This is a genomic window from Oscillospiraceae bacterium (genome assembly GCA_025757685.1).
Classification (GTDB): Bacteria; Bacillota; Clostridia; order Oscillospirales; family Acutalibacteraceae; genus CAG-217.
On the sequence record CP107220.1, the window covers coordinates 1,819,702 to 1,841,868 of the forward strand.

Annotated in this window: 22 protein-coding genes and 1 pseudogene; 6 read left to right on the plus strand and 17 right to left on the minus strand. The window is 40.2% G+C overall.

Annotation, left to right across the window (positions count from 1 at the left end):
• Positions 1–76: 76 nt before the first annotated feature.
• The 3 genes from OGM59_08655 to OGM59_08665 all read right to left on the minus strand — a co-directional run bounded on the left by OGM59_08655 (position 77) and on the right by OGM59_08665 (position 2,153).
• Entirely contained in the window at positions 77–502 is a 426-nt protein-coding gene (locus OGM59_08655) for a MarR family transcriptional regulator (protein UYI90759.1), read from the minus strand.
• Between the two features lies 1 nt (position 503).
• Entirely contained in the window at positions 504–1,868 is a 1,365-nt protein-coding gene (locus OGM59_08660) for a citrate/2-methylcitrate synthase (GenBank protein ID UYI90760.1), read from the minus strand.
• 78 nt (positions 1,869–1,946) lie between these two features.
• Complete coding sequence (locus OGM59_08665; protein ID UYI91778.1) at positions 1,947–2,153, minus strand: hypothetical protein; 207 nt, start codon at positions 2,151–2,153, stop codon at positions 1,947–1,949.
• Between the two features lie 280 nt (positions 2,154–2,433).
• Here OGM59_08665 and OGM59_08670 point away from each other — a divergent pair, with 280 nt between their 5' ends.
• Both OGM59_08670 and OGM59_08675 read left to right on the plus strand, forming a co-directional pair.
• Entirely contained in the window at positions 2,434–3,012 is a 579-nt protein-coding gene (locus OGM59_08670) for a type II toxin-antitoxin system PemK/MazF family toxin (GenBank protein ID UYI90761.1), read from the plus strand.
• A complete protein-coding gene (locus OGM59_08675; protein UYI91771.1) occupies positions 3,005–3,265 on the plus strand; it encodes a helix-turn-helix domain-containing protein in 261 nt (86 codons plus the stop codon). Before OGM59_08670 ends, OGM59_08675 begins: the two co-directional genes overlap by 8 nt.
• A gap of 648 nt (positions 3,266–3,913) precedes the next feature.
• Here the strand turns inward: OGM59_08675 and OGM59_08680 are convergent.
• From OGM59_08680 to OGM59_08745, 14 genes and pseudogenes are all read right to left on the minus strand, one after another.
• A pseudogene (locus tag OGM59_08680) lies at positions 3,914–5,098 on the minus strand (recombinase family protein).
• A 21-nt stretch (positions 5,099–5,119) separates the two neighbouring features.
• Positions 5,120–5,302, minus strand: a complete 183-nt coding sequence (locus OGM59_08685; GenBank protein UYI90762.1) for a hypothetical protein — start codon at positions 5,300–5,302, stop codon at positions 5,120–5,122.
• 1,401 nt (positions 5,303–6,703) lie between these two features.
• On the minus strand, positions 6,704–9,412 hold the full coding sequence (locus tag OGM59_08690) for an ATP-dependent RecD-like DNA helicase (GenBank protein UYI90763.1): 2,709 nt from the start codon (positions 9,410–9,412) through the stop codon (positions 6,704–6,706).
• A 191-nt stretch (positions 9,413–9,603) separates the two neighbouring features.
• A complete protein-coding gene (locus tag OGM59_08695; protein UYI90764.1) occupies positions 9,604–9,999 on the minus strand; it encodes a hypothetical protein in 396 nt (131 codons plus the stop codon).
• A gap of 57 nt (positions 10,000–10,056) precedes the next feature.
• A complete protein-coding gene (locus OGM59_08700) occupies positions 10,057–10,764 on the minus strand; it encodes a TIGR02391 family protein (GenBank protein ID UYI90765.1) in 708 nt (235 codons plus the stop codon).
• A 43-nt stretch (positions 10,765–10,807) separates the two neighbouring features.
• On the minus strand, positions 10,808–11,815 hold the full coding sequence (locus OGM59_08705) for a hypothetical protein (protein ID UYI90766.1): 1,008 nt from the start codon (positions 11,813–11,815) through the stop codon (positions 10,808–10,810).
• Between the two features lie 65 nt (positions 11,816–11,880).
• A complete protein-coding gene (locus OGM59_08710) occupies positions 11,881–12,387 on the minus strand; it encodes a hypothetical protein (protein UYI90767.1) in 507 nt (168 codons plus the stop codon).
• Positions 12,375–12,644, minus strand: coding sequence for a hypothetical protein (locus OGM59_08715; protein UYI90768.1), 270 nt, complete (start codon positions 12,642–12,644; stop codon positions 12,375–12,377). Before OGM59_08715 ends, OGM59_08710 begins: the two co-directional genes overlap by 13 nt.
• A 9-nt stretch (positions 12,645–12,653) precedes the next feature.
• Positions 12,654–14,138, minus strand: coding sequence for a restriction endonuclease subunit S (locus tag OGM59_08720; protein UYI90769.1), 1,485 nt, complete (start codon positions 14,136–14,138; stop codon positions 12,654–12,656).
• Entirely contained in the window at positions 14,135–15,655 is a 1,521-nt protein-coding gene (locus OGM59_08725) for a type I restriction-modification system subunit M (GenBank protein UYI90770.1), read from the minus strand. Before OGM59_08725 ends, OGM59_08720 begins: the two co-directional genes overlap by 4 nt.
• Positions 15,656–15,657: 2 nt before the next feature.
• Entirely contained in the window at positions 15,658–18,003 is a 2,346-nt protein-coding gene (locus OGM59_08730; GenBank protein UYI90771.1) for a DEAD/DEAH box helicase family protein, read from the minus strand.
• Between the two features lie 18 nt (positions 18,004–18,021).
• Complete coding sequence (locus OGM59_08735; GenBank protein ID UYI90772.1) at positions 18,022–18,234, minus strand: helix-turn-helix transcriptional regulator; 213 nt, start codon at positions 18,232–18,234, stop codon at positions 18,022–18,024.
• Positions 18,235–18,510: 276 nt separating this feature from the next.
• Entirely contained in the window at positions 18,511–18,861 is a 351-nt protein-coding gene (locus OGM59_08740) for a TnpV protein (protein UYI90773.1), read from the minus strand.
• A 33-nt stretch (positions 18,862–18,894) separates the two neighbouring features.
• Positions 18,895–19,272, minus strand: a complete 378-nt coding sequence (locus OGM59_08745) for a helix-turn-helix domain-containing protein (GenBank protein UYI90774.1) — start codon at positions 19,270–19,272, stop codon at positions 18,895–18,897.
• 198 nt (positions 19,273–19,470) lie between these two features.
• Between OGM59_08745 and OGM59_08750 the strand changes: the two genes are divergently transcribed.
• Genes OGM59_08750 through OGM59_08765 form a run of 4 tightly spaced genes read left to right on the plus strand, consistent with a single transcriptional unit; the run spans position 19,471 to position 22,071 of the window.
• Positions 19,471–19,710, plus strand: a complete 240-nt coding sequence (locus OGM59_08750) for a helix-turn-helix domain-containing protein (protein ID UYI90775.1) — start codon at positions 19,471–19,473, stop codon at positions 19,708–19,710.
• A complete protein-coding gene (locus OGM59_08755) occupies positions 19,697–20,398 on the plus strand; it encodes a helix-turn-helix domain-containing protein (protein UYI90776.1) in 702 nt (233 codons plus the stop codon). Before OGM59_08750 ends, OGM59_08755 begins: the two co-directional genes overlap by 14 nt.
• On the plus strand, positions 20,388–20,594 hold the full coding sequence (locus OGM59_08760) for a helix-turn-helix domain-containing protein (protein ID UYI90777.1): 207 nt from the start codon (positions 20,388–20,390) through the stop codon (positions 20,592–20,594). The genes OGM59_08755 and OGM59_08760 overlap by 11 nt, the downstream gene beginning before the upstream one ends.
• 13 nt (positions 20,595–20,607) lie before the next feature.
• Positions 20,608–22,071, plus strand: coding sequence for a site-specific integrase (locus tag OGM59_08765; protein UYI90778.1), 1,464 nt, complete (start codon positions 20,608–20,610; stop codon positions 22,069–22,071).
• Positions 22,072–22,167: the final 96 nt, after the last annotated feature.

Below are 22,167 nucleotides of genomic sequence, written 5' to 3' on the forward strand. Positions count from 1 at the left end.
GGCTTCTTTTTAAAGAAACAGTCATATTTTTATTCTAATATATGAAGGAGCTTTTCTTACTCCGTTGTATTAATCACTATTTTATTTCTTCCATAAGCTGTCGGATTTTTCTCAATGTACACTGTGTAACTGCCAGGTCATCTTCTTGTATATTCGATATGATTTTTTCATAAGCTTCTATCATTTTTTCTTTCTGACAATTACTTAATTCAATTGCCTTGTTCGTCAAAACAAGGTATGTTCTTTCTTTTTTTTCATCTAATTTCCAGATAATATATCCTTTATTTTCAAGACTTTTTACCATCTTAGATGTTTCTGGAATCGATAATTTCATGTATTCTGCCACTTCTGAAAGATATACTCCTTCATGACAGTCTGATTTTTCAACACATTCCTTTATACTATAAAGGAACAAATAATCTGTTCTTTCAATAAATTCAAATATGCTTTCAACATTGATGCTCTTTAAAAAAAACTCCTCTGCACTGGTTCCTGCTCCCATATTATCGTTCCTCTCTTTCTATATATTCTTTTTTGCTGACTAGGCTCTTATATGCTGGTCGAATGATCTTATCTGTAGTTATCAATTCTTCCAGGCGATGTGCACTCCAACCAGCAATTCTTGCTATCGCAAATAATGGCGTGTACAATTCTCTTGGAATATTCAACATATCATACACAAAACCACTATAGAAATCTATATTAGGACTTACTCCTTTGAATATCTGACGCTGCTTTGCAATCAACTTAGGTGCAATCTTCTCAATATTGTTATAAAGGGTCATATCTTTCTCACGTCCTTTATCCCTTGCGAGTTGTTCTACAAAGCCTTTGAACACCCTTTCTCTCGGATCTGAAATAGAATACACAGCATGTCCCATTCCATAAATAAGTCCTTTCTGATCAAACGCCTCTTTCTTCAAAATCTTACTCAGATATGATGTAATTTCCTCTTCGTCTTCATAATCTTTCACATGACTTTTAATATCATCCATCATATTCATTACCATCAGATTTGCACCGCCATGTTTTTTTCCTTTTAAGGATGACATTGCTGCTGAAATAACAGAATAAGTATCTGAACCTGAAGATGTTACTACCCGTGTAGTGAATGTAGAATTGTTACCACCACCATGTTCCATATGTAACAATAATGCTATATCCAGTACTCTTGCTTCCAGTTCTGTGAATTTTGTATCTGGTCTTAATAGGCGCAGGAAATTTTCAGCAATAGATAAATCTTTTTCAGGTCTATGAATATACATACTTTCGTTTTTTTCATAATGACAATAAGCATGGTATGCATATACTGCTAACATAGGAAATACTGCGATCAACTGCATACTCTGCCTTAGCACATTCGGAATTTCAAGACTTTCTTTCTCCTTATCGTAAGAGCCCAATGTAAGAATACTTCGAGTCATAGAACCCATAATATCTGATGTAGGTGCTTTCATAATGACATCTCTGGTAAAGTCAGTCGGTAGTTCCATACAATCAGATAGTTTTCCCTGAAATTCCATTAACTGTGTATTAGTTGGCAATTCTCCGAATAAAAGAAGATATGCTCCTTCTTCAAAGATAAACCTTTTTCCTTTACCTCCTGTTACTAAATCTTTTATATTATAACCACGATAAGATAACTCGCCATCACATGGGCTCTTTACTCCATCATGATATTCAAAAGCTTTTATATCAGAAATATTTGTAAGCCCTGTCAACACACCTTGGCCTTTTTCATCTCGTAAGCCTCTTTTTACACCATACTCTGAATACAGATTCTTACTAATGCTATCATTTTGTTCACAAAAAATTGCTTGCTGTTTCATATAATTTTCCAAATTGCTCATTTGAATCGCTCCTTTCATTCTGTTACGAACTTACATACTATACTCAGATATTCTTGTTTCCAGAGTATTCAGCATTGTCTGTTCTTTTTCTTATTCTTATTCATTAGCAATACAATACAATGGAAAACTCAATTTAACCTCAACAAGGTTTGTTTTTTTCATCCATGCAAAATCTTCTTTGTACAACAGACTGTCGGCCATATTGTATATTTGCTGAAAAAAACTTCCAAGAATCATTGGCATTGCAAAAACCGTCAACGCTTTGAGGGGCGTATCGGTTATCAAATACTCATCTTTCGACATTATCATATTCCTCCATGGTATCCCATTCACTTACCTTCTCAAATTCCGATTTATCAATCTTTAATATCACATATTATACATCATAAATATGAAAATTTCTACCCTCCGTCTATTGACCTCAAATTTAAAATAGGCGGCTTTTTTTGCGTTCAAAAAAATATTTAAGAAATTTTGAAAAAACACCCCCCAAAAACGCTCTCCCAGTTCAAACAAGTGAAGGGGTTAATTTTATTCCGGATAAGAATTTCCCCTCACGAACTTTGAAAGCGAGGAATTACATATGAAGGAAAAAGATATTAAGGATATCAGATGGGGAGATATTTATTACTGTGATTTGGGTGTTACCAACGGCAGCGTTCAATCGGGAATAAGACCCGTACTTGTGATTCAAACAAATCGTTTGAATGAAAATAGTCCCACAGTTGTTGTTGCGGCTATTACTGCCGTTAAAAAGAAAACGACTATGAATACACACATTGAACTGGATACGGATTGCGGATTGAAAGAGCCGTCAATGGTTATGCTCGAACAACTTCGAACTGTTGATAAAGCCACCGAGCTTGATAATTTTGTCGGCAGGATAACCGACTCCAGTAAAATCAAGGAAATCAGGCGTGGATTAAAATTTGCGGTTGGCATTCCCATAAAACCCAAAAATGAGCGAAAAGGAGTTGTATTGAGTCTTTGCCCTCGTTGCAGAAGCGAGTTTCAATCTATCCCTGAGAACATCGTAAAAAGACTTGACCCTTTTCAGTCGGAAAAGGAAGTGTGCGATAAATGTCAGGTTGGCTATGGCTATGAGTATATGATTTTCAAAAAGCACCGCCGTAACGGTTCTGGAGGTGGCAATAATGTTTGAAGATAAAATTGAAGCAATGAACCAACAGCCAAATACTTCCGAATATAGTTCCGGTTATGAAAAAAGAGTTTATACCGTCGAAGAAATAATGGATGTTCTCAATATTGGGAAGAACACCGCTTATGCTCTCGTAAATTCTGGTGTATTCCATTTTGTAAAGGTCGGCGGTCATTACAGAATATCGAAAAAGAGCTTTGACCGTTGGCTCGATAATATTGATAACGAAAGCTCCGGCTGTCAAGTATACGATTGAGCCAGTCGCATAATTAACAAAAACTCCGATTTTAAGTACCATATAGCCAATGCAATACTGTTCTGAATCACACACAGGGGTAGTTTTTTGCTCTATGTAACCGGCTGTCTGGAAGAAGCCGGTGTAATCTTCTCCGGAACAGCCTTTGATAAAGATGTGGCAGTAACGCTCGTCATTCTTATCCACAATATAAATTCTTTCTACAATAGTTTGGATCAAAGTGACCAGAACTTCCGGCTGCGCATCCTTTGCATATTCTGCAAAGGAGAGCAGCCTTTCCTTTGTCATTTCCAAGTCACGGATGGCAATCATATTGTTCTTTCTGCTTTCATCCAGTTTGGAAAGCTGCCGCTCCGTTTCCCTCAGTTCTTCAGCCAGATTTTGCAAATCCTCTTGAATAAATTGCTTGATACTGCCATCTGCTTCACGCAGATTTCTTGTCTGTGCTGCAATATCCGCTTTCAGCTTATCACGTTTCTTTTTAATGATGTTATGTTCCTGTACCGTCTGTGACTGTTCCAGAACCTCCTCGATTTTAATTTCCAGAATCCTTCTGAAACGCTCGCTGTTTTCATCCGACAGTTCAGATAGCTGCTGTACGACAAATTCATCCAGAAGAACGCCATCTACCGCTTTGAAATTACATTCCTTCTTGCGGTAACCGGGACAAACATATTTGAACCGAGGTTTTCCGTTCGTCCAGCGGTCGGACTCGGAAATTACACTCAGTCGTCTGCCGCAGTAAGGACAATGCACCAGTCCTGCCAACAATGCGTTGGTCTTTCTGTGAGGGCGATTGTATTTCTCTGCAATAGCATCCAGAAGTTCCTGCACTTCAATCCATTGTTCACTTGAAATAAAGCCTTCATGCCTTCCGACCGCAATAATCCACTCGCTAACAGGCTTGCTTTCAATGGTCTGAACATATTTTGGAGAGATAAATGTGCTGTCACTGCCTTCATACTTTTCCTGATCAGTTTTATTGTAAGCCGACAATCCGTGAGTTCCGTCAAACTCTATCATATCTCCAAACACATTGCCGTCATGGTCGATGAAATAATCATAGCTGCGTTTATCAGCAGTACAATAGATAGGATTTCTCAAAACCAGTCTTGTGGTGGATGCGTTAAATGCAGCACCGGAAGGAGTGTGAAATCCTTCCTCATTCATCTGCTTTGCAGTGGTCTGGATACTGCGAGTGGTTCGAAAAATTTCATACAAACGCTGAACCATACATTTTTCTTCTGGCAGACTTTCTAAGTAGCTGTAGGCTGATTTGCCCTTACCGCTTCCGGTTGTTACACGTCGAGCGGTAAATCCCATCGGTGTATTGCCGCCGAGCCATCGACCGTCCTTTGCAAGTTCCATCATATTATCTACAATTCTTTCTGTCAGAGTATCCCTTTCAAATTCCGCAATGACCGCAAATATCTGAATGAAGATTTTATAGAGTCCGCTGGCAGTATTGATACCGTTTGAGCAAATCAGCAGGTCAACATGGTACATTTCCAAGAAATCCATCAGGCGGATTAGGTCGGCTGTTTTTCTGCCGACACGATCCAGCTTGTAACATACGATTGCTTTGATTTTTCCGTCCTGCACATCATGCAGCATTCTCTGAAAATCCGGTCTGTCTGAAAAATATCCGCTGAGTCCTTTGTCCTCGTATTGTAAAAATTCATACTCCTCATCCAACCCCAATTCCTTTTTGGCGTAATCCGCACATTGTTTGAACTGAACACCGATACTGTCACCCTTGTTGGTGATTCGGGATTTACGGGCGTATATCGCAACACCACGATTATCTTTTTCAATTTTTCTCTGTTTCTTCATGGATAGTCACCTCCGCTCATATCATACCGCCACCCCAGTTATTCTATCAAGTTTGTGGGCATTGCCACGAATCCATTCCAGAAACACATACAAGGTTTCTGCATCAAAATTTCTGATTTCCTGTGCGACAAACTCCGCTCGTTTCTGCTGAAAAGCTTCCATAGTTTCTTTGAATTTTTGTCCTCTGTGAATTACTGCAATCAAATAGTTCCCTCCGTTTCTGTCTGTGGTTCTGACCTCGGACCAACTTGGTTCAAGGTCAGATAATGAAAAAAGCTGCTACACAGATGCAACAATAACAGACACAAAAGATTCTGTATCTGACTTGATGCTTCCATGTAACAGCTCCGACAGTTCGGACTGACTAAAAATATATTTGTATAAATATGGGACTTGCCCATCAATAAAATCTTGTATGAAGCAGTATTTAATTTTCATTTGTGACTATCATAGCATGAAATGTCGAAATAAGCAATCTTGTCAAGTTCAGCCAAAGAGCATATCCCAAAGTTGAGAACAGGCAGCTAATAGCAGATTTTCATTTTACCGTAAGTTGTAGTAAGGATATTTTTGATTTTCTAATTGAAGCATGATGATACCTCTGGACAAATTGTCCAGAAGTCATTTTGACATTTACGAAATTCCAGACGCCTCATCAAGAATTTGCAACACAAAATCTCTACGCCTTACTTTGGTGCAAGTTACACCGTAGCACTTCATCCCAACCTGGGACGAAGTTGATTTTCAGAAAATAGTAGCACTGTCTTGTGTCCAATTCGTCCGCAAGCATAAAGCTCAGCCCTTCAACTTCTACACAAATTATGTCGAAGTGATTTTCTTTTTTTTGTTTCCTACATTTTTAACTTTGTGCCAAGTTGGCACGAAGTTTTCACCCAACTTGGGATGAAGTTGTATCCGAGCATTGCCACTTTTGTTACTTGTGGGCGGGTTTCCCACAAGACTTCCCGACAAATTGTTGGGAAGTGGATTGCCATACATCACATAAATAATCAGGGGAAACTTCTCCCATGTTTTCATTTTTTCGTTTATGGAAAATTGAACTTCTATGCAAATTGCGCAGAAGTTAGTAAGTAAAAGTATTCAGAATGAATGCGCAGCCGACACCGCAGGTGGCGTTCAAAGGGGATTGGGGATGCTTCCCCAACAAGCAATTTGCGAAAATTTCTCCTCTGGGGGAATCTTCGTAAATAAGTGAACCTGTACAGGTTTACACTGCTTGCCAATTTGTAACGCCTATAATATGTGGGCAAAATTATTCCCAAGTTGGGAATAAAAACTGATACACCTCCGCCCAAATTGGGCGGAAGTTCCTAATCCGACTTCTGCCCGATTAGAGCAGAAGTTAATCTACACTTGTGTCCAAGTTGGGTACAAGTTATATTGTGCGAAGAAAACTGGCAAGCAGGGCAAAGTTATAGCACTTTGCTCATTTTTGCATTTTCTCCTTCGGCTCAATTTGCAAAATGACTTACCAGGGAAAACTACCTGATACCCTTTGAACATCAATTTCATTGATGGCTGCTCGTTCATTCTGAACGCTATATTTGTTATATCTTACAAGAACAATAGAAGCACATCCGAAAATCACAGAGAATATAGTTGCTTCAATAGATTGGCATCTCGCCTGGAATCTCTAACTGTTAGATTTTCCAACACACTCTTTTCCGTTTCCGGGCTCCAATAGATTCTAAGATTTTCTTTTGCACGAGTGATTGCAGTATAGAAAATATTGTGTGTAATGCGTTCTTCAGTTTCGGTGGTAATTACAATTTTCACAGAACGATATTCCAAACCCTGAGCCTTGTGGATGGATACCGCATAAGCAACTTGAAATGGAACAACTGTGTCAGAATAATCATCATCTTCATCGGTGCTTCTGTATTTATCAACGCTGAATTTAATTATAGAATTTCCGCTTTTAGATGCATCCATCAATTCAAAATCATACCCCCATGCATCCAATTCATTAATCACGCAATCCAACTCAATTTCGAACCAAATCTTCATTTCCTCTGTTGCAATACCAACAATACGCCCCTTCGAATTGTTGTGAATCAAAGGAGAGAAGCGGTCTGATTCATTAAACAATACAGGATCGCCAACTTTATACAATCCAATACCCCATTGAATCGCTGGACTCGGATTACTGTTCTGTAAGAAGCGATTGATGTTATTAATTCCGTACAATCCATCGTAATTTAAGCAGAGAATGATTTCATCTTCTTCTGCATGGGAGAAAATAGATTCATCCAGACGGATGGAATATTTGCTCTTAACCATAGGCTCCAAAATTGCAATGTCCAGATTTCGCACTCTTTCCCACACGGTGAGAAGGTTTTCATTTTGCGTTCTGTATGGATGTGTTAGTTCGAAGATAGAGTCTTTGGAAATGAAATTGCGTGCAATATCAAACCAATTTCCAAAATAGATTGATTCAATCTGATAAACATCTCCTACAAGAACCAGAAGCTTAAACTCTGCCTTTTCTAAGACTTTTCGCATATCAGAATTGCTTACTGTACTACACTCATCGATAATAAGAACATCGCATTCTGTGTGCTGATTCTTTTCGGAAATAAAACTTGCAATGGTATTAAACTCTCTATTGCTGGCGGTTACTTTCCTGCGCATATTGTCTACTGCTGGATGTGTATTCGCCAAATACAACTTTTTCTGGTTAGAAAAGAAGTTTGAAATATGATTGATCAGCGTTGATTTTCCAGTTCCGGCAGAACCATAAATAAGTGCCACCTGCGATTTTGCAAACATATTTCGCAATGCGTCTTTTTTCTCTGGCGAATCAATAGAATATGAGCCTTTGTTCAGCCATGAATCTACAGATCCGGTATATTGTGCTATTCCACTTGTTGCTAGATCTCGTAATTTTTGAATTATGAATGCGCTATCATCAGCATATCCTTTGATATACACAAAATCATGAAAAGTCATCAGCTTTCTGTGTTCGTGTTTTGGAAGATATAACTTGCGATTATATGTACTAATCAGCGCATCAATATTATCAAAACCTACTATATCCTTTTGGGGTGTAAACAACATCCCTTCTATCTCTGTATTATTTTGAATATGGCGTGCGAATAGTTCATGTTCTCTACCTTTTTCCGATAGGCAATCCAGCAAATCGTATATGCGTGGATTATGATTTCTCAATGATGTACAAAACGGCATTCTATCAAACGGAATACATCCATAACTTAAATTTAGCCCTGACAACAACGAACAGCCATCATTCCAACGCTGCCATTTAATAATTCTGTTATTCAAATGGTACAGTAGATACTTAAGCACATTACATCCAGGCTTATTGGATAAGATTATCTCTCTACACTGATCAAGGGTGTCAAAAATATAAGTCGTTCTTGCCTGACTTGTAATCTGATTTTTTACAAAACTATAATACTGTTCTGAGCACACAACCAACTCGGATAGTGGCATTTTAGTTTCCGTCAAAAATCGCATCAATTCGGAATACTCTTTTGTTCCTGTGTTGATTTTAGAATGTTTTCCGATAATATCTGCAAAATTATCCAATTCGCAGGGACGTATTGATACATTCCACCCATCGATAATTTGAATAGTCATGTCTTTTCCTAAAACATTGATCGAATCATTACGAATCGAAAGTTTTACCGCATAGTTACTTAGTATTTCATAACGTGAAAAAGTGATTACTCGGTCAAATTTGCTCATTTTACTGTTCGCCGCAGTAAATGTAACTTCGTAGTATATTCGCTGGTTTACAAAGAACGGCTTAATCTTCTGAATATAATATCTATCTGAATATGTACTTGTTGAAAATCCCGGACTTGGACTGTAAATTTTTTCTGCAATTTTCTCATGATACTCTGACAGTTCTGTATCCGTATCCAATGGAAAATCTTCAATATTATCCAGAACATGAAGCCCATAAGTATCATTAAGAAAGATTTTTATTTTTAGGAGATACTCATAGTACTTCAACATTAGTCTTTCAGAACCATTTTCATCTAAAGTGTAATGTGACACCGACTTTTGAAGAAGCTCATGAAATTGGTGTAAAAAACGGAGGTCTCCTCTTGTTTGCAAATACTTCAACGCTTCAACATTTAGAGCATAATTATTGGGGTCGAGGTCTGAACCATTAGCATATACTTTATCTGCAATATATTCTACAAAATTACGTAACTGCGACAAAATATTCTGACTCAATAACCCACGTTCTGAGTCATCAAATCTACTGATATTTTTACAAATCACTTTGTCTGTAGCCAGTATTGCACTGTCAATTTGCATCATAATTTTTCCCTCCAATCAAATGAGTTAAATATATTTTAGTAATATCGGTTACTGGCTTTGCGAGTAATTCTTTCTGATATTATCCTCAATCAGTAACTGGGCATCATATGCAACAGAATCTTCCCAATTTTGAGTTGTATTGCAGCAGAGGCACTCCATTTCTGTTCCATGCAGACCGCCTTGTTTAAGCCTCATACCACACTTTGTGCAAACTGGATGCAGGTTGCTAATGGTGTATTTCCCATCATACATTTTAGAATAAGTCCACTCCCATGAATAACCCAACATGTAATCCTTGGTGTATTGTAAAAATGTGGGGGGGGTATATTATTTGACTGGGAACCCGATATTTTTGCAACCACAAACAATCCAACTACGATAATCGCAATAGCAATAAGCAACCACCATACTTTAATTTCAAAATTCAGGAAAGAAACGACACCATTAAAAATAAATCTCATAACATTCTTAAAGGTACTTAACCAATCAATACCCTGAATCCAATCCAGTAGCAAAGAAAGATGTATGCCACCTATTACAGTTGTTCCAATTCCAAGAACCCAAGGATTCTTTGCCCATTTCTTCATTGCGGCTCACCTCATTTCAGCCGTTCACACAACGGCAGATTTTATCTTTTTAGTACATCATGGATTCTTCTTCAACATACGAGCACGCTTCTTCAATAGACGTACCAGCCTCCAGCGATCAATTCGCTTAGGCATCTTTTGATAAATTTCCCGATAATCTACTGTTTCTGGAATCCACCGTCCGTTTTGAGTAATGCTGTGCCCATCAAGCAGATGAAGGAAGAAGGATGCTTCGATGATTACGGAAATAGAATTGCTTACACCGGAGCCAATATGATTGTGTTGGTACAGATTACGAGGCCCCTGAAAGAAACCCATAAGCATATACCTGATGCCGTCCTGCTCATTGCGCTCCGATTCGTTTTTCAGATCATTGATTGCAATAAGGGGAGCCCTCTTTATTTCGCCGGTTTGCTTGTCTATTTCAAAAGAAAGTGCTCTTGTCGCCAGATCGAATCCATGCGAATCCAGGCCTGACTTCTTTTTGAGATAATTTTCCACAGCCACGAAGGCTTCACGTGCTGCCGACTCAAACTCGGATTTATATATGAGTTGCACCGCATCCGATAACGCTGCGTGGATATTGTATACCTCAAAAAATCCTTTGAGCTTCTTTAGCGAATATGGCATTAAACTGCCGCAACAAGGACAGAATGTAAAATCATAAAAGTTAAACCCATATGTACCGTTGCGATATTCCCTAAGTTGCTTTTTTCTGGGTGGAAGAGAACACCCATTAGGACAAGCGTATTCTTCTCTCCTCATTGCTTTCACCTCATTTCAACTACTCACTTACCCGCTGGAAAGATTACAATTTCAAAGGATAAGCATCCAGCTTGTTTTGCGCATTTATGTAGGATTTATAAATATTTTTGATTCCGGCTTCTTTTGCCATGCTTACAACAAGATTTTCCTCTGCTACGCCCATTCGCAGACCAAGAATTATGCCATTGGGGATCCATTCCATCATAATCGGCGGTTTCATAATGCAGCCGGTAATCATTCGCCATTCTTCATCATATTTATGGCACTCTTTTTTGATCAGAGTCGTTCTTTCTTGTTCCCATAGCACATTTCCCATCTCTACATATAGCTCTTGAGGAATCTGAGTTTTTGCTGTCTCTGCTATTTTGCGGAGCATAACGAATTTTGCAAATTTCGTTGCATCATAAGGCGTGTCCGAATAATAAATCGGATATAGCGGCGTTCCGTAGTTCTTGATTCCGCAATTTGCGCATTTTTCTTGTTTACCGCATAAAAAGTTGTCTTCATTTTCAAGATCGTAGATTTGCACAAAACCTCTGTGCTGATCTGCATATTTCAGCCACAGAACCTCATTAAACCCATTTTCGGAGAAACAAACTGACCACGTATCCTTTTTAACTTCATCACGGAGTGAAAGCGCTGCATTCAGAAAGCTTTCGGTAAGCCCGTGAGAAAGCGCGTTTGTCACATTCTCAACCGTAAACTGCGCTGCTTGCTCCTCAGAGAGAATATTTCCAAGCAATGACTTAACACCATCCACAACAGCTTCTGTACTTTCCGGAGTCTGGAATGCACTTAAATACTCTTTCCGGATCGCTTCAATATCGATGTGAAGAAAGGTATCAAAAGGATCGTCATAATAATTCGCAGAAGAAAAATAGAGCCTGTTAGTTCTGAGTGCTTCCAAGCTTTTTGTGCTGACAGGTCGATACCGGAAAAGCAGCTTCGGATACTTAATTGATTTGAATAGTTGTTCGCGTTCTGCCACAATATCATTTCCAGGCAAAGAACATAATGTTTGCCAGAATTGTTCTCGTTCACTGTGATTCATTGATGCCCCTCCTTTTAATTATCAAATGTGATTTGTAGTCCGAAACAAAACAACCGCAATTAAATTTACGAAAAATCGCCCATTTGTGTTTTGGTATGCTGTTTGCCGCTTGAATCTGTCCACTCAGTGATTATTCTAAACTTTGATGCAGAACCATTATGCGTGATTAAAATCAATTCATAGCTTTTTCCTGCCTCCAATTCTTCAAAAGGCTGCTTTTCACGATCCATAATCATAATTCCAACATCACCATCAAATCGAGCGCTTACATTATAAGCGGTCGCATTTCCGGAATTCCAAACTTTCAGTCTATGCTTACCTTTGCCCACAGTAATAAATCTTGCCTCAACGCATGCAAGTACCGAATCTTCCTTCTCCTTGGCTATCTTGTCCAGTTCATTCTGCTTAATCTTGAGCTCCAGTTCATTAACCTTGTTCTGGAGACGTTGTGCCTTTGAAGATTTAAACAGCGAAATGATGGCAACTAACAGAGATATACCTGCGATGATTAGCGCACCCCAATCTTTTATGAAGGGCACCACTTCCTTCAATATGCCAATCAAAACTTCCATTTTTTCATCGCTTTCTTTAATTCTTTTTCCAGTTCTTTGATTGCGTCTTGCGCAAGCTCATCTACAGCATTATCAATTATTGCGGCATTGTTATCGAGCAACTCTCGTTTCGTGTATTCCGAACCGCAATCAGAGCAACGTACTCGTACATCGTCACTTGCATGAAGAAGATCTTCAAATTCTTCATCTAACGACTCAAATTGATCATTACCGCAAAGAGGACACAATAGCGTGACTTTACGATCTAAATTTTTCATTAAAACACCTCATTTTAGCCGTTCACACAACGGCAGAATTTCTTCCAGTTTGGCAACAATACGTTTCTGCTCAGCAAGGGGTGGGATAGGGACGAGATAATTTTTAAGAATCTCAAATGGCGGAATATTCTTAATTGCAGAGCCTTTACTACCGCTTCTGGCGTTCTTTTTCAATACAAAATCAAAAAAGGTTAAGAAGTATGGTATGTACAATGGTTCAAAAATCTTCATTCGCATTAGCGCCTGATTAATAATACCTTGTTCAAATTTGTCAGGCATTACATATGTTTCTCCAATTGTACCAGCGCAACTAACAATTATATCTCCCGAAAAAACTTCAAATCCTTTCATTTTAGATTCAAAATAATCTCTGCGGATATAGTAATCTCCAAGAGTAGCGTCTTTTTGTATAGCATTCTTCTGCTCATAGACCTTAATTGCACCATTTCCTTTTGGGACGAACATACTTTTAGTTATTGCACTACCAAAAGGCCCTTTTTTATAGCTGCCCAAATCACCAAACCTCACCCATGTCCAATTGTCAGGAATATCGTAAGGCTTTTCATCCTCTGCAATTTCAGGCAGAGGTTTTTCTTTTTTTATCTTGCCTTCTTTGATCAGCCGCTGTTTTTCTGTCTGGATCTGCTGATACAGTTCCTCGCCTGTTCCTTCTTCGGGGCGCTGCTCAACGAGCTTACCCTGAATGGCATATTGCAGAATGGACTTCTTCATATCCTCCGGGAACTTGGCGTTAAACTGCTCCAGTTTTTCATAGGCAACAGCATAGCGGTCAACCAGAGGAAGGAGTTCCTCAATCTTGGCAACGATGCGCTTTTGCTCAGCAAGGGGTGGGAGCGCAATAAGCCCATTAAAAAAGTCTTTCTCTCCAATTGCAGGATAAGCAACTCCCTTTGATTTATCGCTTGCATTGGCAAAACGCATAAAAGTGGGAGACAGTAAATAGTAATACAGGTACTTATTAAGCAGACCCTTGGGGCAATGCATAACTGCAAATGCGGTACTTACGATTGGCTCATACGGAAAATCTCTGTCAATAATACAGATGTTTTTAAGATACGGTCTAATGGTTGCAAAGATCACATCGCCTTTTTGGACAATTTTCTTTGCTCGTGATGATGCATCTTTCGCTTCTACTACCGTATTCTCAATATTTAAGGTATGAGAGATATTGTTTATTGAGCCAACATCAATATAACAAAATGTTTTATCTGGTGTTTTTTGTCCCCAATTGTAAGTCAATGAGCTTAAACGGCACCACTTCCAATTCTCTGGAATATCAAAAGGAATTTCATCTTCGGAAATCTCCGCCAACGGTTTTTCCTTTTTGATTTTCTTTTCCTGTATCAGCCGTTGCTTTTCCGCCTGAATCTGCTGATAGAGTTCCTCGCCGGTACCTTCTTCGGCTCTCTGTTCCACCAGCTTGCCCTGAATGGCATACTGCAAAATACTCGCTTTTAACTGTTCCGGTGTCATTCGCTCACTCCTCCCGGCAATAGGGCTTCCAACTCTGCAAGCACCTTGTCGATCTCCGCATTGAGGGTAGTCCGTCTTTCCTGATATTCCCGGATAGTGTCCATTGGGTCAAGGATTTCTTCTTCCTCATGGGGATAGCCGCACAGGTCGATATTGCAGCCCTGTTCATTCAGCAGATAATCTGCGGTAAACTTCTGCGCCTTGAAGTTTTCGCCGTCCGTAATTTCCTTTCGGTCATTCCACCAGGCAATGCAGTCATCAAAGTGCTTCAGCTCCATGGGCTTCGTCTTGGAGAAGTGCTTTCTGTCAGACGGAATATCTACCCGATAAAACCATGTCTCTGTGGTCGGCTTGGTGTTGTCAAAAAACAGCAGATTGGTGGTGATTGAGGTATAAGGGCTAAACACAGAGCCGGGCAGCCGGACAATCGTGTGCAGATTGAACTGGGAAATGAGTTTCTTCTTGATGTTTACCTTGGCGTTGTCCAGACCAAACAGAAAGCCGTCCGGCACGACAACAGCAGCCCTGCCGTTCTTCTTCAATCGGTACAGGATGACCGACATGAACAGATCGGCGGTTTCCGAGCTTGCCAGATCGTCGGGGAAGAAGCCCTGAATGGACTTGTCCTCATGTCCGCCATACGGAGGATTCATCAGGATTACGTCAAACTTATCATCATCCGTATAGTCCAACAAATTGTGTTTCAACGAGTTCATGTGGTAGATGTTCGGAATCTCAATGTCATGCAGCAGCATATTGGTTACGCACAGCAGATAGGGAAAAGGCTTTTTTTCAATTCCGTAAATGCTATCATCCAGCTGCTTCTGAGCGGCGGTGTCCGTTACCTGCTTGGAAAGCTGTCCAAGCCAAGAGGTGATAAATCCACCGGTGCCACAGGCGAAATCTGCCATCTTTTCGCCCAGCTGCGGCTTTATCATCAATGCCATGAACTCGGTGACTGCTCTCGGCGTATAGAATTCACCGGAAGAACCAGCAGATTGCAACTCCCGCAAAATCTCCTCATAGACAAAACCGAAAGCGTGGCTTTCCTTCACATCGTCAAACTCAATCTCGTCAATGACATCAATGACCTGACGAAGATAAACGCCGTCCTTCATATAGTTGTTGGCATCCTCGAAGGTGGACTTGACAATGGCTTTCTTAATTGGAGTATCGGGTGTCACCTTGATACCCTCATAGAGAACCGAATCACCATCTTTCACATCATTGCCTTTCAGAACCGGGAACAAGGTATTGTTGACAAAATTAAGGAGCTTATCTCCAGTCATAGCATGACCGCTACCATCAGCTTTCGCCCAATTTCTCCATCTAAGGTCTTCGGGAATGATGGATTCATAATTATCCTCATTCAGCTCCCAATCATCTTCTTTTGCGTCATAGACTTTGAGGAAAAGCATCCATACCATCTGCTCAATTCGTTGCGCATCGCCGTTGATACCAGCGTCCATACGCATTATATCTCTAATTCTTTTTATAAAACCTGACTGCATCGCCATATTTATCCTACCTCTACTTCTTCATAGATACTTGCCTCAAGCTCTCTAACAGCGGTTTCATATTGAGCCTTGCCGCCAAACAGCTTGACAATTTTTGCAGGCTTACCGTAATTGGCAAAATCCGCAAGGGAGAGAACTTTAATATCCTCAACTTCTGTGATACCTTGGTTCATATACTTATCCAGCAATATATCAAGAACGGCCTGTGCGTCGGCAGAATACTTGCTGAAAAAGTCTTTTTTCTTAACATTGTTAGCCCGTTCTTTTCGGGTCAGCGGCTTTTTACCATATGCCACATAACAGATGAAATCGAAATCGTCCACATCTTCCATACCTTGGTCTGCTTTCAATGCTTTTAGATCAATGCCCATCGCCGTGAAAGATTCCTCAATAGTTTTCTTTTTGTCCGACGCTTTCCACTTGCGGATAAAATCGGACAGCGAAGCGTATTCACCCTTGATGTTGGTTCTGGTGTAGTCGATAATGTCCTCCTGCCTGAGGAGTTTTCCATTCGCATCATAAACTGAAACGGTCTTGTTGATAATTTTTACCTTGCAGCCATCTCTGTCAACGACGGGCGTTTCCACAGGGTCATCAGGAGGCTGCATACCTCCACCACCGCCACGACCGCTACCCTCTGGCTTGGAGCCGCCATGCTGGAAGCCCTCATCCTGCTCAACCGGGCCGTCCCAATCCGGGTCGGAAAATAGCCTTGTCACATTCCGAAAGTCCATGACAACAAAATGTGTTTTGCCGTCTTTTTCTCTGATACGGGTTCCACGCCCGATAATCTGCTTGAAAGTGGTCATGCTCTCAACCGTCTTGTCAAGAACAATGAGCTTGGTCATCTTGCAGTCAGCTCCGGTGGAAAGCAGTTCCGATGTTGTTGCAATAACGGGATACGGTTCGGATACAGAGATGAAATAGTCAAGTTTGGACTTGCCGTATACATCTGAGCCAGTAATTCTCACGCAATAGTCCGGGTTCTCCTTCACCATATCCTGATTATAGTTGGTAAGGGCAATTCTCATGCGTTCTGCATGATCTTCGGAAGCGCAGAAGACGATAGTTTTCTGCATTCTGTCGGTGCTTTTCAGATATTCCGTAATTTCCCTTGCAACCTCATCAATGCGGTCTTGGAGAATGATAGTGTAATCGTAATCCCGGTTGTTGTAAATGCGGTCTTCAATGACATTGCCGAAAATATCGGTCTGCCCCTGATATGGTCTCCAGCCGTCTCCGATGTTGGTTGTGATATTGATGACCTTAAACGGGGCAAGGAAGCCGTCCTCAATGCCCTGTTTTAAGCTGTAAATATAAACCGGCTCTCCAAAATAATCTATGTTCGATACCTTTTCACTTTCCTTTGGAGTAGCGGTCATACCGATCTGAGTGGCAGAAGAAAAGTATTCCAAAACCTTGCGCCAGTTACTATCTTCCTTTGCGCTTCCTCGGTGACACTCGTCTACAATAATAAGATCGAAATATTCTGCCGGTATCTGCCTGAAATGTTCTTCATCGTTCTGACCCACCATCTGATGATAGAGGGCAAAATTCACTTCATGGGATGCAATTTCTCTCAAACATTCTTTGTCAGAAAAATCAACCTTGTAAATTGTCTTTTCAAGCGGTGCGAAGTCCTGTGCAATACTTTGGTCTACAAGAATATTTCTGTCCGCTAAATACAAAATTCTCTTTTTAAGGTCAGAACGGAGCAGACGATATACAATCTGAAAAGCAGTATATGTTTTGCCTGTTCCGGTAGCCATGACAAGCAGCAATCTCTGCTGTCCTCTTGCAATTGCTTCCACCGTTCTGTTCACTGCATTTCGCTGATAATATCTTGGCGGATAAGTACTCTGAGATGAATAATACGGCTGGGAAACAATTTTCTTTTCCACGACAGAAATGCCATTTCCACCATTTAGCTCCGCATAGTAACGTGCAATCAGCTCATCTTGTGTCGGAAATTTCTCCAATTCAATCTGTTGCTCCTGTCCGGTCAGAAAATCATGCTCATAGAAAGCGTCACCGTTTGACGAATATGCAAACGGCAAATCCATCATCTGAGCATAGGTCATCGCTTGCTGCAATCCATGAGATACAGAGTGATTGTTATCCTTTGCTTCCACAACGGCAATCGGCTTGCCATCGTTTAAGTACAACAAATAATCGACAAACTTGGGTTTACTGCGAACTACGATATTGCCCCTGATGTTGATGCGACCATCTGTGATTCTGGTCTCCATCGTGATATGACCTTTCCAGCCTTTCAGAATAGCAGGAGTAATATAATTCAATTTGATATCTTCTTCTGTCATTTGTTTCTTTGATAAAACAATACTCATCAGTATATCCTCCTTGCCTTAAGCTGTCTGTTCTGGAATGATATCCAGAATATCATCTATGGAGCAATTTAACACTCCGCATATTTTAACCAAAACCTCCACTCGGACATCTTCGTTCTTTCCCAGTTTTGCCATGGCATTTGTACTAATTTTTGCTGCCTTAATAAGTTCCGTCTTGCTCATACCACGATCAATAAGAATTTTCCATAATTTATTATAACAAACAGCCATGTTTCAACCTCCCACAAACGCAACTTCTCAGGTAAACTTCTCATAATTTTGTGCTATAAAAACATTATACCTCTTTTTTCTCAAATTTCAATTTCAAATTGCAATTCTCAATCGATAAATATTTTGATCCAATCCGCATTCCTGCCATCCTACCATATAGCTAAATTGTCAAAAGCACAATTCTGGAACTGCCATAAATACAATTCAAGAATTATCCCATCAAAGAAATAAGGCTGACCTGTTACAGTCAGCCCTAAGTAAAAATTCTATATTCTGTTAGCCAAAAATCAGTTCTGCATTTACGATTTCTTCTGCCTGTGATTTCAGACTACTCATGTGTTGCACCCAGGCAAGTTGCTGAATTACCTTATCCGGAGCCGGATTTTTCTCCAGAAGTTCAGTCATTATCTGTTTTACTCTACGGCGAGCTGTTTCGTCAATTTCCCATAAGTGCGGAAACAAGGTCCCCGTCAGAATCATGTCGTCCAAGAGTATTGGATTGTTTTCCACAAGAAACGCTCTGCGCATCCTGCCATACTTCCCAAGCGGTTTATCACTTGTGTGGTTCAACTGAATATCAGGGATAAGATAATCACCGCAACGGGTATAAGTCAAATTCTGTGCCATAGGTCACTCCTCCAATCATTTTTTCTTTCACCTTCATTGTAATGGATGCTCCCATAAAAGTGAAGTTTGTAGACCGGTGGCTTCGAGCATAGCGCATATCTTCTGATAAACCTTTCGTGACGGTCTGCGATTGCCTCTTTCGAGCTTATAGTAGTAACTGGGTACAATCTCTATTTGCTCTGCAAAAGCCTTCAGCGAGAGCCCCAGAACCATTCTAACGCTCTTTAAAGCTTCCGTATATGGTGTGGCAAGGAAATGAGAGAAATCATCATAGAGTAAAGACTCTTTAATTTCCAAAATATCCGCCAGTTTGACAGCTACATCATAAGGGATGGGCTGCTTTCCATTTTCATACATCACAACAGTTGATGGTACAATATCCAGCTTTTCCGCCAACTGTCTTGTTGTCATCCGTTTTCGCTGACGGTAGTACTTGAGATTGTCGCTCGGTAAGTTGGTCTTTGGTTTTTCTTCAAAAAGTATCGTTAAATGGAGTAACAGCTTGCCCTGATAAAATTCACACAGCGATGTGTGATTGAAAATACCATTGCAAAGTCAATTGGCTATATGGTAGTCAGAGTGACGATTATTAAATCGGAGGTAAATGCAATGAACGGAGAATTAAATCATAAGCAAGATACATTCGTTCCAGCTGGGACTGACAACCGGGCATATACAGTAGATGACCTACGAAACATTCTGAAGGTCAGCAAAACTTCTGTATATAGATTGCTAAGAAGCAAGTGTTTTCATTATGTTCGTATCGGTGGTCAGTATCGAATATCAAAAAAGAGCTTTGATAACTGGCTTGATGGTAAGGAAGGAGGAATTGAAGATGGCATTTGTTAATATGTTCAACGAGAGAGTGGAGTTATTCAATCTAAAAGAGGAAAACGAGCGTTTAGCAGAGCTGTTCAGCGACGAAAAGCTTCAGGGGGAAACTCTGTGGGAAGCCTACTCCGTAAAGGAAATATCCAAGCTGCTTTCCGTTACCGAAGAAGAAGCCTTGAAGCTTATGAACTGCGGTATATTCAAAACATACCGTGTCGGAAATGAATACAGAGCTTCGAAGAAAAGTGTTGAGGAAAACAAAAAGGTCGTAAAGGCAGTTCTAACCTATCAGGACAAAAAGACTATGTCCGTACCCGATGTAATGAGAATACTCGGACTTGGAAAGACCGCAACATATCGACTCATCAATCAATGCCGTTTTAAGACTTACTTGGTTATGGGCAAAATGAGGGTTGATGTGGACAGCTTTGAAGATTGGTATTCAGGTCAATTCCACTATGAAAAAGTGAACGGTGAAAGACCCGGCAAGAAATACGGCAAAACGCTCTCTCCTCTTGCTGTCGCAAAGGTGCTTGGCATCCCGAGGAGTACAGCAAATGACCTGATGAATGACGGTATCGTTGAGTTTATCTGGGTTGAAGGCAAGCGTCGTATTAAAAGGGAGAGTTTCGATAAATGGTACGGTTCACAGACTAAATATACCAAGGTCAAGGAAATCGAGGAGGTGGAAAACTATGTCGATTGAAGATAAAGTCCGCAAATTAAATGGCGGTACATTTTCCAAAAAGAGTTACTCAGTAGAAGAAGTACAGTACATTTTAGGTATCACCCGTCAGACTGTATATAAACTTATCAAACAGGGTTGTTTTCAGGCGATAATGCTTGAAAACGGCTACCGCATTACAAAATCAAGTTTTGATAAGTGGTTAGATAATGAATAAGGAGGATTGAAGAATGGCTTCTATCGTAAAAAGAAAGAACCGTTATTCTGTTGTATATACCTACAAGGATGATGACGGTACCCAACATCAGAAATGGGAAACCTTTGATACAAATGCAGATGCGAAAAAGAGAAAAACTCAGATAGAATTTGAACAGCAAACCGGTACATTTATCGTTCCCACAGCTACAACCGTAGCAGACCTGCTTGAAGAATATTGCTCCGTGTATGGGGTAAACAACTGGGCGATGTCAACCTACCGTTCAAAGAAAGGTCTTATGTATAATTACATTATTCCGCTTATCGGAGATGTGAAGCTTGAAGAACTGACACCGAGACTAATGGATAAGTTCTATCAGAGCCTATTGAAAGTCAAGACAAAATCGGTGCAGAACAAAAAGCCAAAAAACGAATATCTGACTGTACATACCGTAAGAGAAATCCATAAGTTTTTAAGAAGTGCCTTTAATCAGGCAGTAAAATGGGAGCTGATGACAAGAAATCCGGTTCTCAATGCAACCCTACCGAAAGAGGAACATCAAAAACGAGAGATTTGGACAGCGGAAACGCTTATGCACGCTCTCGAAGTGTGCGACGATGACATTCTCTCTTTAGCTATCAATCTTTCCTTCGCCTGTTCACTACGAATGGGAGAAATGCTTGGACTGACTTGGGATTGTGTTGATATATCTGAGGAAAACTTGAAAGACAACAATGCTTCCATCTATGTAAATAAGGAGCTTCAGCGTGTAAACAGAGATGTAATGGAGGTTCTTGAAAACAAAGATATTATCCGTATATTTCCGAGAACCTTATCAAATACAAACACCTCTCTCGTTTTGAAAACACCTAAGACGAAAACGAGTGTGAGAAAAATATTCTTACCGTCAACCGTTGCTCAAATGCTGTTGGAGAGGAAAAAGCAGATTGATGAAATGAAAGAACTTTTTGGAGACGAGTATTTTGATTACAACTTGGTATTCTGTCATTCGTCAGGCAGACCGATGAAAGGTCAGGTAATCAACCGTGCCTTGAAAAAGCTGATAAAGGATAATGACCTCCCCGATATAGTGTTTCACAGCTTCCGCCACGCAAGTATTACCTACAAGCTGAAATGGAACGGCGGCGATATGAAATCCGTTCAGGGCGACTCAGGACACGCAAGAATGGATATGGTAGCCGATGTTTACAGCCATATCATTGACGAGGACAGACGCTACAATGCACAGAAATTTGAGGAACAGTTCTACAATGCCAAAGGACTGAAAAATGTTGAAGAAGGCAAAACTGCTCCTATGCCAAAGTTTGAAACCTCCGTTGAATTGCTTGACCCGATGGCAGAGGTTCAGGAAACTCCTGTAGAGGAAGAAGAAAATTCCGATGACAACAGTGTAGAAGAAAATGCTTCTCTGATTGCAAAACTGTTATCCAACCCGGAAGCAGCGGCGTTGTTAAAGGCATTGGCAAAAACAATATAGACCGAAAAAATGGCAATCCGCAAGGGTTGCCATTTTAATGCCCAAATAAAGCCTTGAAATTGATACTCAAAATCAGTATAATAAAAACACGAATTT